Annotated in this window: 10 protein-coding genes; 8 read left to right on the forward strand and 2 right to left on the reverse strand. The window is 35.8% G+C overall.

What is annotated here, in order from left to right; translation table 11 throughout:
• The first annotated feature begins 5 nt into the window (after positions 1 to 5).
• Positions 6 to 773: an SDR family NAD(P)-dependent oxidoreductase gene (locus tag HNP25_RS10410; RefSeq protein ID WP_184133952.1), complete on the forward strand. Its 768-nt coding sequence runs from the start codon at positions 6 to 8 to the stop codon at positions 771 to 773.
• 102 nt (positions 774 to 875) lie between these two features.
• Here HNP25_RS10410 and HNP25_RS10415 read toward each other — a convergent pair whose 3' ends face one another.
• The gene (locus HNP25_RS10415; RefSeq protein WP_184133953.1) at positions 876 to 1,772 is read right to left on the reverse strand and encodes a helix-turn-helix domain-containing protein; all 897 of its coding nucleotides are present in this window, start codon (positions 1,770 to 1,772) and stop codon (positions 876 to 878) included.
• 193 nt (positions 1,773 to 1,965) lie between these two features.
• Between HNP25_RS10415 and HNP25_RS10420 the strand changes: the two genes are divergently transcribed.
• The 7 genes from HNP25_RS10420 (at position 1,966) to HNP25_RS10450 (ending at position 10,080) form a co-directional block, all read left to right on the forward strand.
• Complete coding sequence (locus tag HNP25_RS10420) at positions 1,966 to 2,946, forward strand: aldo/keto reductase (protein ID WP_184133954.1); 981 nt, start codon at positions 1,966 to 1,968, stop codon at positions 2,944 to 2,946.
• 271 nt (positions 2,947 to 3,217) lie between these two features.
• The gene (locus HNP25_RS10425; RefSeq protein ID WP_184133955.1) at positions 3,218 to 4,093 is read left to right on the forward strand and encodes a helix-turn-helix domain-containing protein; all 876 of its coding nucleotides are present in this window, start codon (positions 3,218 to 3,220) and stop codon (positions 4,091 to 4,093) included.
• A gap of 147 nt (positions 4,094 to 4,240) precedes the next feature.
• On the forward strand, positions 4,241 to 4,819 hold the full coding sequence (locus HNP25_RS10430) for a DapH/DapD/GlmU-related protein (protein ID WP_184133957.1): 579 nt from the start codon (positions 4,241 to 4,243) through the stop codon (positions 4,817 to 4,819).
• A gap of 17 nt (positions 4,820 to 4,836) precedes the next feature.
• Positions 4,837 to 5,334 carry a cyclophilin-like fold protein gene (locus HNP25_RS10435; protein ID WP_184133958.1) on the forward strand — a complete coding sequence of 166 codons (498 nt, stop codon included), beginning with the start codon at positions 4,837 to 4,839 and terminating at the stop codon, positions 5,332 to 5,334.
• Between the two features lie 336 nt (positions 5,335 to 5,670).
• Positions 5,671 to 6,900 (forward strand): PQQ-dependent sugar dehydrogenase, encoded by a 1,230-nt coding sequence (locus tag HNP25_RS10440; protein WP_184133959.1) that lies wholly within the window; start codon positions 5,671 to 5,673, stop codon positions 6,898 to 6,900.
• Positions 6,901 to 7,309: 409 nt separating this feature from the next.
• Positions 7,310 to 7,762, forward strand: a complete 453-nt coding sequence (locus tag HNP25_RS10445) for a (2Fe-2S)-binding protein (RefSeq protein WP_184133960.1) — start codon at positions 7,310 to 7,312, stop codon at positions 7,760 to 7,762.
• A 56-nt stretch (positions 7,763 to 7,818) separates the two neighbouring features.
• Positions 7,819 to 10,080 (forward strand): xanthine dehydrogenase family protein molybdopterin-binding subunit, encoded by a 2,262-nt coding sequence (locus tag HNP25_RS10450; RefSeq protein WP_184133961.1) that lies wholly within the window; start codon positions 7,819 to 7,821, stop codon positions 10,078 to 10,080.
• A gap of 177 nt (positions 10,081 to 10,257) precedes the next feature.
• Here HNP25_RS10450 and HNP25_RS10455 read toward each other — a convergent pair whose 3' ends face one another.
• A complete protein-coding gene (locus HNP25_RS10455; RefSeq protein WP_184133962.1) occupies positions 10,258 to 14,349 on the reverse strand; it encodes a hybrid sensor histidine kinase/response regulator transcription factor in 4,092 nt (1,363 codons plus the stop codon).
• Positions 14,350 to 14,363: the final 14 nt, after the last annotated feature.

A 14,363-nucleotide genomic window follows, 5' to 3' on the forward strand; every position in this document is an offset into this window, starting at 1 on the left:
AAACAATGGCAAATAATGCAAACAAAATCGTCTTATTAACAGGCGGAAGTCGTGGACTAGGAAAAGAATCGGCACTACAATTAGCAAAAAATGGTTTCGACGTTATCATCACTTATCAATCAAATAAAACCGATGCCGAAAATGTGGTCAATGAAATAAAAGCATTAGGAAGAAAATCAGCAAGTCTTCCATTAGATTTAGGAAAAGTTGCTTCTTTTGATGGCTTTGTTTCAGATTTGAAAGACATTCTGGAAAAAGATTTTGGAAAAACTACAATTGATTCCCTCGTAAATAATGCTGGAACAGGCTATTATGCATCAATAGAGGAAACGACAGAAGAAGCATTCGACGAAATGGCGACCACACATCTTAAAGCACCATTTTTTCTTACTCAAAAATTACTATCAATCATTAATGAAGGCGGAAGCATTATCAATACTTCATCTGGTTTAGCTCGTTTTAGCTATCCAAATTATGCAGCTTACGCCATTATGAAAGCTGGAATTGACACCCTCACTCGTTATCAAGCATTAGAATTTGGTGCTAAGAAAATAAGAGTTAATTCTATTGCTCCTGGGGCAATTGCAACTGATTTTGGCGGTGGTGCTGTAAGAGATAATAAAGCATTAAACGATATGGTCGCTTCCAATACGGCATTAGGTAGAGTTGGTTTGCCCGATGATATTGGTAGTGTTATCGTATTTTTATGTTCGGAAGACTCAAAATGGATAAATGCCCAAAGAATTGAAGTAGCTGGAGGGGTTCATATTTAGGTTTATTACTTTTGATACTGAATAAAAATAGTGCTAAATAAAGTACGATTTGTTTTATTATGTAAAATCTCTTGAAGTTTATTTCAAGGGATTTTACTTTACTTAGTTCAAGCTTCTGTACTCATTTGGGGTATAACCAGTACTCTTTTTAAACATTCTATTAAAGTGTTGTGGGTATTTAAAACCTAGTTCAAAAGCGATTTGGCTGACTGATTTTTCTGTATCAAAAACTTTTTCTTTGGCTACATCTATTAATTTTAAATGGATGTATTCCTGAGCAGATTTCCCTGTCTCTTTTTTGATTAAATCTCCAAAATAATTCGCTGAAAGATGCAGACAATCAGCAAAATATCCAACAGAAGGAAGTCCCAAATCTTGTATAACTTCAGTTTGAAAATAGTCATTCAACAAATGTTCAAATCTTGATAAAACATCATTGTTGATGTTTTCACGAGTAATAAATTGTCTATCATAAAAGCGAACACAGTAATTTAAGAGTAATTCAATGTTGTTTGTAATAATTCTCTTACTGTGTTTATCAATTGCTTGGCTTATTTCGTATTCAAGTTTATTCAATAAATCTTTGATAATTTCTTGTTCTTTTATGGATAAATGAAGTGCTTCATGCGATTCATACGAAAAGAATGAATACTGATTCATGAGTTTTCCCAGTGCTGTTCCTTTTACCAAATCAGGATGAAAAAGTAATACCCAACCCGTTGGTTGATAATTTTCTTCATTATTTACTTCTATCACTTGCCCAGGCCCTATAAAAACAAGTGTTCCATCATCATAGTCATAGCTATTACGTCCATACTTCAATTCCCCACAATGTAGTTCTTTCAAAAAGATAGCGTAAAAACCAAAATGAAAACGACTGTAATTGGGCAACGCTCTGGCGGTGGAATTATCAAACACACTTATTAGTGGATGTTGCGTTTCTACACCCTTTATGTCATTGTATTGGGAAATCTTTTCAAGCTTTATAATCTGTTCCATGACCTTAATTTTAAATCTTTCGATGTAAATATAGCATTAGGATTTTATCTATGTTTAGCCCCATCCTTAAATCAGTAATGATGGTAGCAACATCTGTAATATATATACTTTTAAAAAAAAATAAAGGGAGAAATTTGTATTGTCATTAAGGTTTTGACTAAGGTCGAACTAATAAACAATTACAAGATTCAACATGAAAACAAGAACATTAGGAAATAGCGGATTAGCAGTATCAGCTCTTGGAATGGGGTGTATGGGGCTAAGTTTTGGTTATGGTCCAGCTACAGACAAAGATTCTGCCATTAAATTAATCCGAGAGGCTTACGAACAAGGAATTACTTTCTTCGATACAGCTGAAGCTTATGGCAAAGATAATGAAGAGTTAGTGGGTGAAGCCCTTGCTCCTTTCAGAAATGAGGTAGCGATTGCTACTAAGTTTGGGTTTCGAGATGGGGATTCGAAGAAAGGACAAGACAGCCGTCCAGAACGTATCAGAGCGGTAGCAGAAGAATCTCTGAGACGATTAAAAACGGATGTTATAGATTTATTCTATCAACATCGTGTAGATACAAGCGTTCCGATGGAAGATGTGGCGGGAACGGTTAAAGACCTTATTAAGGAAGGAAAAGTAAAACATTTTGGACTTTCTGAAGCAGGCGTTGAATCAATCCGAAAAGCACATGCAGTACAACCTGTAACTGCTTTGCAAAGCGAGTATTCGATTTGGTGGAGAGAACCAGAGTTAGCCATTTTACCTACGCTTGAAGAATTAGGCATTGGTTTTGTGCCATTTAGTCCATTAGGTAGAGGTTTTTTAACAGGTACTATCAACGCAACTACACAATTTGACCCAACAGATTTTAGAAATATTGTTCCTCGTTTTACACAAGAAAACAGAAAGGCGAATCAAAAATTGGTTGAATTGTTAACTGAAATTGCCCATCAAAAAGAAGCAACCCCTGCACAAATCGCATTGGGTTGGTTATTGGCACAAAAACCATGGATTGTTCCGATTCCAGGGACTACAAAATCACATCGTTTGACAGAGAATATTGGTGGGGCTTCTATTGATTTATCTGAAAATGATGTAAAAGCCATTGACGAGGCTTTTGCCAAAACTAACGTACAAGGAGATCGTTATCCTGCTCATCTCACACAAATAGCAGGGAAGTAATTGAGTGAGTTCGTGGTTGACAAATACCTTATTCAGAAAAATCTTGCAAATATTTTCTTACACTTGGGTTAGAAAATATTTGCAAGAAAATTATTAAACAACAGTTGCAGAAGTAGCCAACGAAAATGAAACAGCTTTCCTACTGCCGTTCAAAACTTTTGGGAAGATTCTTAAAAAATACTCAGTATTAAATAGTCGATGAATCGGCAAACACATAAAAAAAGACTATTGATAGACTTGTCTATAAAGATTGAATTTCTTAATTTTCTTCATGCAAAACAAAAATATACGTTCGGTTTCAGAATTCAATAATGAACTAAAACTAAAAGGATTTAATGTCTTCCAAATCGAAAGCGATGGAAATGCTACACGTGTTTACAGCAGAAAAGACTTTTATAAAATTTGTTTAACAACTGGGGAAAGTATTATTCACTATGCCGATAAAAGTTTCGATGCTGATGGTACTGTTTTATTCTTTGGCAACCCTCATATTCCTTATTCTTGGGAAACAATCTCAACAAATTATGTGGGCTACACTTGCTTGTTTTCAGAAGAATTTTTAAAGTCAGACCGTTCTGAAAGTTTACTTCATTCGCCATTGTTTAAGATTGATGGCACACCTATTTTAAAAATAACAACACAACAACGTGAATTTTTAAGTACTCTTTTTCAAAAAATGATAGAGGAACAACAAACGGATTATGCTTATAAAGACGACTTAATCCGTAACTACATCAATTTGATTATCCATGAAGCCTTGAAATTACAACCTTCAGAAAATTTTAACCAACACAGAAACGCTTCTTTCCGAATTACCTCAGTTTTTTTAGAACTTTTGGAAAGACAATTTCCTATCGAAGACCCCGAACGACCGCTTCTATTAAAAACGGCACAGGATTATGCCAAAAATCTGAATATTCACGCTAATTACCTAAATCGTGCTGTAAAAGAAGTTACAGGCAAACCTACTACTGCCCATATTTCTGAAAGAATTATTAGTGAAGCAAAAGCTTTATTACAGCATACAGACTGGAATATTGCAGATATTGCTTACGCCCTCGGTTTTGAATATCCTACCTACTTTAATAACTTCTTCAAAAAAAATACTGGCACTAATCCAAAATCATTACGCACACAAGAAGTTTGAAATTCTTAATGATTGGTTTGATAATCGTTATCAGTTTGAGTGATGACTGAAATACATTTGTAGCATATTTTTTGATATGTGAATTATACACATTAAATAGTTAATTGTGTAAAATACCTTATTAAAGAATTTTTAACTTACAGTGTTATGAAACAAATTACAAACCAATCTAGCGAAGATATTTTTGACCGAATGTTGTTGGGTGGAGTTATACAAAACAGCGACCCTCAATTTTATAAAGTTTTTGAACAAGTAAGTGCTACAAAAAAACTTTCCGTTGCCTTAAATTTGGCTTCTGACACAGAGAAAATTAGAGAAATCATTGGTGAAATTATTGGTGAAATTATAGATAATTCGACGACTATTTTTACGCCATTTAATACGAATTTTGGAAAGCACATTACTATCGGAAAGAATGTTTTTATCAATCATGGCTGTACTTTTTTAGATTTAGGCGGCATAACGATTGAGGATGATGTATTGATTGCCACCAATGTTCAATTAATTACTGAAAGTCATTCAATAAAACCCAATGAACGCAAAGCACTTATATTGGATGCCATTCTGATAAAGAAAAACGCATGGATAGGGGCAGGTGCTATCATCTTACCTGGTGTGACTGTTGGGGAAAACTCAGTTGTTGCAGCAGGGGCAGTTGTTACTGCTGATGTTCAGCCTAATACGGTGGTAGGTGGTATTCCTGCAAAATTCATCAAGAATATTTAATTTAAAACCTCAGCAATATGAAAATCATAAGCTTCTTTTTAGTCAGTTTAATTTATATTCAATTGTTTGCTTGTAATAAAAACGGAGAAGTGAACCCAACAAACACTTCTAATACGGATAATACTCATCCATTAAATCCCTCCAATCAAGATTCCACCACAAATAGTATGAAAATGAAAGTAACCATTGGCACGAATGTTTTCACTGCTACATTCAATAACAATGCTACAGCAACGGCTTTCAAAGCTCAACTGCCTATGACTATCAACATGACCGACCTGAATGCAAACGAAAAGTTTTTTGATTTGCCGAATGCTTTACCTACCAATGCTTCGAACCCTGAAACTATTCAAAATGGAGATTTGCGAATGTATGGCTCAAATACTTTGGTACTTTTCTACAAAACATTTTCAACATCGTATCGCTACACACCGCTCGGGCGTATTGATAATCCTGCTGGATTGGCGGCTGCATTGGGTAAAGGAAATGTAATGGTGAAGTTTGAATTAGAGTAGAGAAGAGGTATTTAAAGTCAAGACATTAAGAATTTTTTACTCATTTCCTTTTAAAGAAAACCTTTATGGGGTTTGGAATACATAACACTTCAACAAAAAATGATATGCAAGAACAATTTAAACTATTTGTTGAAATAATTAAATAGTAAAGAATCTTATTCATCAAAAGGCTAATAAGATTCTTTATCTTCTTTAATAAATAGCCAATAATCCTTATTGTGAAGTCGTTATTATGGCACTATAAACACCATCATCTTATGAAGAATAATGACATTCGTTTAAAAATAAGATGATGTGGTCTTGAAAAAATCTTTAATCATGTAAAACTCCTTCATCATGAACAGGAATAACAGTATTATTTACTTCATAGCATGTTTATTAATCTTTTCGCACTGTTCACAGGATAATGCTCCAGAAACAACAACGCCAACGACTCCAACTTCACCAGTCGAGAGTAATCCTCCAAATACAAATTATACTCCTGCATTTTCTGGACAAACCCGTATCAATCGTGTAAGAACAGTTTCCGACTATCAAGTTAATAATTTAACTACAAGTCTTTCCAATCCTTGGGGAATTACTGCTTTACCCGACGGACGACTGTTAATAACAGAAAAAGCTGGGCGGATGCGTATTGTTACTGCTACTGGTGAAATAGGTAGCCCAATTAGTGGGATACCTGCCGTCAATCCATCAGGTCAGGGTGGTTTACTTGGTTTATGTATTGACCCTGCTTTTGCATCCAACAGAATGGTATATTGGGTATTTTCTGAATCTGTTTCTGGAGGTACTGTAACGTCAGTAGCTAAAGGTCGATTAGCAAATAACGAAACAAACATGGAAGCTGTGACCGTTATTTACCGTTCTAATACTCCTTATAATGGCAATTTACATTATGGTGGTCGGGTCGTTTTTGACCGCTTGGGAAATCTCATAGTAAGTATCGGTGAACGTTCTTCTTCAGACATTCGTGCTATGGCACAAACTGTTAGTAGTAGTTTAGGAAAAGTAGTGCGTATTACAACAAATGGACAGCCAGCTTCTGGAAACCCCTTTTTTAGTCAATCAGGAGCTTTACCTGAATTATTTACTATCGGACACAGAAATCCTCAGGGTTTAGCAGTACATCCAGTAACGGGAGATATATGGCAAAGTGAACATGGCCCACGTGGTGGTGATGAAATCAATCGCTTACAATCGGGAGCAAATTATGGTTGGCCTGTTGTAACTTACGGCATTGAATATGGCGGACAACCAATAGGCTCAGGTATTCAGCAACAAAGTGGAACGGAACAACCTGTATATTATTGGGATCCTGTGGTATCGCCCAGTGGCATGACTTTCTACAGTGGCAATCGTATTCCAGAATGGCAAAACAATCTTTTTATAAGCTCGCTTAGCGGTACTCATATCGTTCGACTGGTTATTGAGAACAATAAAGTAACAGGAGAAGAAAGATTACTTTCGAATGAAGGTCAGCGATTTAGAGATATTACGCAAGGAAGTGATGGTGCTTTGTTCGCCATTACTGACCTAGGTCGATTATACAGGATTGACAGGAAATAAAATAAATTATTCGAACAAGAAAAGTTCAAGGAAACACTGCACCATCAAAGGGTTCAGTGTTTTTTGATTATGGTCAGTATTGTAATTGCTGTTATGATTTATCGGATATAAAATCTCCTCTTTTTAATTTGAAACAAATGTACTTACTCTCTTAAAAACACAGTTTTCAATCAGTAAAAATGGTAGGAAAAGCAGTAATTTTTATACTAATATCAGGAGTAAATATCTTTACTTTGTTCATTGAAATTCTAATAAATCAATTCTCCAAAACTTTAATTTACCTGTATTTCCTTTTAATTACTAATTGGAAAATATTCAAAACTGCAATATTTTATTTGAAAAACATTATTTATTATTAATTTATTTATATATTCTTGTTAAATATCAACAATAAAGTAAATACAACACTATGGCAAAATATTCTCTAAAAATAAATGGTAAAACTCAGCAAATAGATATTGACCCTTCAACGCCAATACTTTGGGTTTTAAGAGACCACCTGAATATGACAGGTACAAAATTTGGTTGCGGAATGGCTATGTGTGGTGCTTGTACAGTCCATTTAGATGGCTCTGCGGTGCGTTCTTGTAGTTTACCTGTATCGGCAGTTGGAAAACAAGCGATTACAACTATCGAAGGTTTATCTGCCAACGGTACTCACCCAGTACAAAAAGCTTGGATTGAACACGATGTGGCTCAATGTGGCTACTGTCAGTCTGGACAAATCATGAGTGCTTCGGCATTGTTGAAAAGTAATCCTAATCCAACCGATGAAGATATTGATAATTATATGAGCGGAAATATTTGTCGTTGTGGTACGTATTTGAGAATTAAGGATGCAATTAAATCTGTAAAGCTTTAAGCAATAGGCTTTAGGCAACATTTTTAGCATAAAGCATAAGACAAGAAAATATCAAAATGGAAAATACAAATACACAAAATCGTCGTTCGTTTTTAAAATCTTCCGCTCTTGCAGGCGGTGGATTAATGTTGAGTTTTTCTTGGTTCGCAAATGCTCAAGCTGCGGACAAAATGGTTGCAATGAATTTGCCAGATCAATGGAATGAACTCAACGGATATATCAAAATTACTCCTGATAATGTTATCAAAATTATTTGTCCAAACCCAGAATTTGGTCAGAACGTAATGACTTCGCTGCCGATGATGGTCGCTGAAGAATTGGAAGTAGATTGGAAGAATGTGGTCGTAGAAATGGGGACGCACGATAGCGTGAAATTAGGAACACAATTTACAGGAGGAAGTAATTCCGTAAGAATGTACTGGAAGCCTTTGAGAAATGCAGGAGCATCGGCAAGACAAATGCTTATCGAAGCGGCAGCTCAAACTTGGGGAGTTCCTGCCAGCGAAATCACGACAAAAGCAGGCGTTTTATTACATTCAAGTGGAAAATCGGCAAAATATGGTGAAATGGCGAATAAAGCCGCTACCATTCCCGTTCCGAAAGAGGTAAAATTAAAAGCTCCAAAAGACTTTTCCATTGTAAGAAATTCACAAAAAAATACAGAAGGACAAAAAATAGTTACAGGGAAACCTCTCTTCGGAATTGATACTCATGTGGAAGGAATGTTGATTGCCATGATTCAACATCCGCCTGCATTCGGGATGAAATTAAAATCTTTTGATGCTTCACAAGCCCTAAAAATGCCGGGAATCAAAGATATTTTTAGCTTTAAATTATACGATGATGGTTTCGTACAAGCTGGTTTTGATACTCGTACTTTCAATGAAATGATTGCCATCGTTGGTAAATCTACTTGGGAAGTAATGAACGCTCGTAAAAAAATCAAAGTACAATGGGAAGCGGCTGGCGAAATCAAAGAAACCATGATGGGTCGAGGCGGAAAAAGAGAAGTGACTATTCCGAGCAGATTAGAAACAACAAGTAGCCAAATGGAATTAATGGCTGAGTATGCTAATGGGCGGCACTCCGCAAAACCAGCACAGCAATTGAGAAAAGATGGCGACCCAGAAACAGCTTTCAAAAATGCTGCTCAGATAATCGAACGTACTTATAATGCTCCGTTTTTGGCACACAATACCATGGAGCCAATGAATTTCTTTGCCCATGTTTCAGAAGATAAAGCTTTAGTTGCTGGGCCATTACAAGCACCAGGTTTGATTGAGCCTACACTCACAAAAATTTTGAATCTTCCTGCTGATAAAATCGAAATTCAGATGACTCGTATGGGTGGTGGTTTTGGGCGTAGAGCTTACGGACAATATGCCTTTGAAGCGGCTCGAATTTCTCAAAGAATGAAAGCTCCCATAAAATTGATTTATAGCCGTGAAGACGATATGACTTATGGTATCTATCGTCCAATGTACACGGCTACTTATCGTGCGGCTTTGGATGCTAATAAAAACCTGATTGCTTTTCATGTAAAAGGTGGCGGTATTCCCGAAAACCCAATTCATGCCAATCGTTTCCCTGCTGGTGCGGTGGACAATTACTTGGCTGAAGGCTGGGAAATTCCTTCTAATATTACGATTGGTGCTTTCCGAGCTCCACGTTCTAACTTTAATGCCGCAGCCGAACAATCTTTTTTAGATGAAGTAGCCGAAGCTATGGGAAAAGACCCAATCGCCTTCCGTCTGGATTTGTTGAAACGTGCCAAAGAAAATCCAGTAGGCAAAAACAATGAGTATGATGCCGACCGTTACGCAGGCGTTTTGGAATTACTCAGAGAAAAATCTGGTTGGGGCAAACCAGAAAATAGTGGTAAAAAACGTGGCGTAGCCGCTTATTTTTGCCATAATTCTTATGCTGGTCATGTAGTTGACATGGTGATTCGTGACGGTCAACCTTATGTTGAAAAAGTAACTAGTGCCATTGATTGTGGCGTAGTCGTAAACCCTGATGCGGCAATCAATATGGTGCAAGGTGCTGTGGTTGATGGTATTGGCAACTCATTTTATGGAGCTTTAACACATAAAGACGGTGCGGCAGAACAAAGTAATTTCCATAATTACCGCATTATTCGTCATAATGAAGCTCCGAAAATAATAGACGTACATTTTATACAAAACGACATAGACCCAACTGGACTTGGCGAACCTCCCTTCCCTCCAGTGTTTGGTGCAGTAGCGAATGCTTTGTATAAATCTACGGGCAAAAGGTATTACAATCAGCCATTTACTGTTGAAGGCACTAAACTGTAAACTCAACTATCTTGGAAAGAAAATCCAACAAATGACAGACAGGCTGAAAGCTTGTTATGTTCAACTTAATTACACTAAAGCGGTCAATTAAAATACCTTTTTCCGGAAAAGAATATTTTAATTGACCGCTTTAGCATTGGGTTGAAATACGCTTATTATTTCCCTAATTTAATTATCTCAACCAACAGCATTTTTATTCAATGTTACATACTCAGATGGTGATACATTATACTTTGCTTTGAAGGCTCTGGCAAAGTAATTCGGATTAGAGAATCCAACAGAATAGGCAATTTGTGATATTTTCATATCATTCTTTTGCAAAAGCGAAAGTGCCTTTTTCAATTTCAACGACCTCACGTATTCAACGGGCGTTTCACCAGTAAAGCTTAATACTTTTACATAAAGTGTTCCTCGACTCACAAACATGGCTTTGCTTAATTCCTCAATAGAAAGATTGGGATTTTCAATATGTTCTTCTACATAACGAGAAAACTTCAATAAAAACTTTTCATCTTCTGAAACTACTTCTGTTTCTGGCGTTTCAACCTGAATGTGCTTAGTATAAGTGTTTTTCAACAAACTGTTCAAACTAAGCAAGTTTTCTATTTTGATACTTAATAAATGGAAACTGAATGGCTTAGTTAAATAATCACTTGCACCCGATTCTAATCCTTTTAGTTGGTCTGTTTCTTCCGATAAAACGGTCAGCATGATAACTGGAATATGTTTGGTTCGGTTATCATTTTTAATTTTCCGCACCATTTCTATTCCATCAACACCAGGCATATTAACGTCACTAATAATTACTTGAGGATGGTTCGCCAAGGCTTTTTGCCATCCTTGTCTGCCATCCGAAGCTTCAATGATTTTATATTTTGTCTTCAAGCTTTCAACTAAATATGCTCTCAAATCGTCGTCATCATCCACAATCAGCACAACAGGCATCTCCATTTTTGGAGGCTCGTTTTTAGCAAAATTTTCAATCGGATCCGATTCTTGCTGCGTTGCTATTTGAGCCGTCGCTTGTTGGAAGGTAGTCGGCAAAAGTGGTAATGAAATAATAAAAGCACTTCCTACTCCTTCTTCACTTTCTACTTTTATCGTTCCTCCATGAAGTTTTACAAATTCTTGTGCAATCGACAAACCTATTCCACTTCCTTGATTTAAAATATCTGCATTATTATTTACTTGAAAAAATCTTTCAAAAATCTTGTCTGTCATGTCACTTGGTAGCCCAATTCCTGTATCACGAAGAATTAATCTGACACCTGTTTCTCCATCACTAGCAATCTGGAAACTTACATTTCCACCATCATTCGTAAATTTTATGGCGTTTGAAAGTAAATTAATCAAAATTCTCTCTAATTTATCTTTGTCGAAAGTTGTAAGGTAATTACTGTAGGCACACACAAAATGTAGATTAATATTTTTTCTTACAGCTATATATTTAAAAGAATCTACTATTTCTTGGGCGAAGGTAACCAAATCACCTTCAGTTTTATGGAGCGTTAATTCATTCGCTTCAATTCTTCTAAAATCAAGTAATTGATTCACCAGATTCAAAAGTCTTTTGGCATTTCTACTTATCAAATTGAGCATTTCTAGCTTTTCAGAACTATTTTCCTGAAACATCAGGTTTTCAATCGGATTCAATACAAGCGTTAACGGTGTTTTTAACTCGTGGCTCAAATTGGTCAAAAACTTAACCTTTACTTTTTCAAGCTCAGTTTTTTGTTCTGCATCATGTCGTTCTTTTTCGATTAAATGCTTCATCTCTAAACGTTCCTGAGATCTGGTAAATTCATGCTTTAATTTTTGAATAGAACTTCTTCTTATCGCCCAAATAGCGAGAATAATCATTAAAAAATAACAGAAATACGCATAATAAGTCCGCCAAAATGGAGGTTTCACAATAATAGTAATCACTTTTTCAGGTGTTTGCCAAGAACCGTCTTCGCTGTAAGCTTTAAGTCTAAATGTGTATTCACCTGGGTCAAGATTGGTATAAACGGCTGTATTTGCTGTTCCTGCATGATTCCATTCTTTATCAAATCCTTCTAATTTATAAGAATATCTGTTTTCGTGAGGAACAGTATAATTCAATGCCATAAAATCTAACGAAAAGTTTTGTTTATAACTCAAAACCATTTCCTTGGCTATCGAAATATGTTCTGATATTTCGGCATTTTCAGCTGCATTAACCTGCTTATTGTTGATTTTCAGACTAGTAATTACCAGTGGCGGCACATTCTTTTTTTGAAAAATATTGGCTGCTTTAAAAAAGTTAAAACCATCTAAGCCACCAAAGAATAAGGTTCCGTCAGTAGTTCTCAAGCCTGAGCCAACGTTAAAAGTACTTTGCTGAACTCCGTTATAATAAGTAAAATTTCTAAATACTTTTTTGAGCGGATCAAAAGAACTTATTCCCTTGTTTGTACTTATCCATATTTTTCCGTTTTCGTCTTCTAAGATTTTATAAATTACATTATTTGATAATGAATAGTTTTCATCAAATCGTTCAAAAGAATTGGTACTGGTTTTATACAAACACAGTCCACCACCCGAAGAGCCAATCCAGATTCTACCTGCATGGTCGCAAAAAATACTGTGAATTTTGTCAATTGGAAGCCCACTATTGGCATGATTAAATACTTGAAAACGTTTTTTTGCTGGATAATATACGGCTATGCCAGTACCGTTTGAAGCAATCCAGAAATTACCAGCTTTGTCTTGTTCGAGACTTGTAATGAAGCCATTCAGTGGAAATTTTTGTCCAGCAATCATTGGGAAAATTTTTTCGCCAGACTCTATTGTATTGCTTACTGGGTCGTATCGATGAACACCATTTCCATTTGTTCCCATCCATATTTTTCCATCAGCACCTGTTTTAAAACAATTTACGGGACAATCCGCTACATCCGTTTTACTCTTAGGAATATAAAAATATTTAGAGGCACCAGTAGTCATGTTAATACTGTATAAACCAGCCTGATACGTCCCTAACCAGAGTGTGCCATTAGAAGATTCCAAAGAAATAACTGATGAAACATTTGCCCTTTGTTCTTTTAATCGATAAGGTTTTATTTGGCCAGTTTTGCGGTTAAACAAATTTAACCCTGTTCCTTCTGTTCCGATGAACACATCTCCAGAAGGATTTTCTGCAAATGCCATAACGGAACTGCCTGTCAAACCGTTCGGGTCGTAAAAATTATATTTTTTATGATTAAAAAAGGTCAAATTAGTATCATACTTATTTACGCCTCCTTGATGTACCGCAAACCAATAAATACCAGCATCGTCGATATAAATATCTCTAACCGAACGCCCACTAGTACTTGGCACAAATCCGTTTTGTTCTAACAGTGATGCCTTTACTTTTGTTGATTTCCCCGTTTGTGGATTAAAAATATCAAGGCTACCCTCTGAACCAACCCAAAGTTGACCTGCTTTATCGAACACTATTTTGTAGATGTGATTATGAGACAGTGCATTGGTGTTATTTATATCAGATTTATAATTGATAAAACTAGCCTTTGTTACATCCATCACGTAGAGTCCGCCTTTGTTAGTACCAATCCAAAGTTTACCTTTTTTGTCTTCGGCAATCGTATTAATCTGGTTGTTTGGAATAGTATCAGGGCGATTTGGGTCTTTTCCAAATCTAATAAATTGTCCATTTTGATGATTGTAAAGGTGTAATCCGTTGTCAGTACCAACCCAAATATTATTACGACTATCCTCGAAAATACTGAGTACAGTATTCGAGTTTAACCTAGATTTTGGAGTAGAATTAGCCTTAAAATCTTTGACCTTTTGCGTTAGAGGATCAAAAACAAACAATCCCGAGTAAGTACCCACCCAAATTTTTCCTGAGTGGTCAGCACATAAACTGATAATCCATCCAAACTTGGTAAAATCATAATTAATAAAAGAATCCAGATTCAGATTATATGCAGATAAAGTAAAATTGGTTGCTAGCCAAATATTCCCTAATTTATCTTGTGTCATCGCTGTTACTGACCCTCTTCCGATACTGGTGCTATCATTATCTTTATGGTGATAGGCAACAAAGTTTTGTCCATCAAATCTGTTAAGTCCATCTTCTGTTCCAAACCACATAAAGCCATTTTTGTCTTTAATAATGGCATTAATAGAATTTGAGGTCAGCCCGTTTTTACTACTGAAATTAATGAATTTATATTCTTTTTGTTGCCCATCAATATAGTGAGCAACTAAACAAAAGATGACTAAAAAGTAAAGCTTTTTCATTTTCCTAGACTTTA

The sequence above is a fragment of the Arcicella rosea genome (assembly GCF_014204325.1).
GTDB classification, from domain to species: Bacteria; Bacteroidota; Bacteroidia; order Cytophagales; family Spirosomataceae; genus Arcicella; species Arcicella rosea_A.

Bases quoted from the DNA above. Each gene is read 5' to 3' on its own strand.
- HNP25_RS10410 (WP_184133952.1), top strand. From the start codon at position 6: ATGGCAAATAATGCAAACAAAATCGTCTTATTAACAGGCGGAAGTCGT.
- HNP25_RS10415 (WP_184133953.1), bottom strand. From the start codon at position 1,772: ATGGAACAGATTATAAAGCTTGAAAAGATTTCCCAATACAATGACATA.
- HNP25_RS10420 (WP_184133954.1), top strand. From the start codon at position 1,966: ATGAAAACAAGAACATTAGGAAATAGCGGATTAGCAGTATCAGCTCTT.
- HNP25_RS10425 (WP_184133955.1), top strand. From the start codon at position 3,218: ATGCAAAACAAAAATATACGTTCGGTTTCAGAATTCAATAATGAACTA.
- HNP25_RS10430 (WP_184133957.1), top strand. From the start codon at position 4,241: ATGAAACAAATTACAAACCAATCTAGCGAAGATATTTTTGACCGAATG.
- HNP25_RS10435 (WP_184133958.1), top strand. From the start codon at position 4,837: ATGAAAATCATAAGCTTCTTTTTAGTCAGTTTAATTTATATTCAATTG.
- HNP25_RS10440 (WP_184133959.1), top strand. From the start codon at position 5,671: ATGAACAGGAATAACAGTATTATTTACTTCATAGCATGTTTATTAATC.
- HNP25_RS10445 (WP_184133960.1), top strand. From the start codon at position 7,310: ATGGCAAAATATTCTCTAAAAATAAATGGTAAAACTCAGCAAATAGAT.
- HNP25_RS10450 (WP_184133961.1), top strand. From the start codon at position 7,819: ATGGAAAATACAAATACACAAAATCGTCGTTCGTTTTTAAAATCTTCC.
- HNP25_RS10455 (WP_184133962.1), bottom strand. From the start codon at position 14,349: ATGAAAAAGCTTTACTTTTTAGTCATCTTTTGTTTAGTTGCTCACTAT.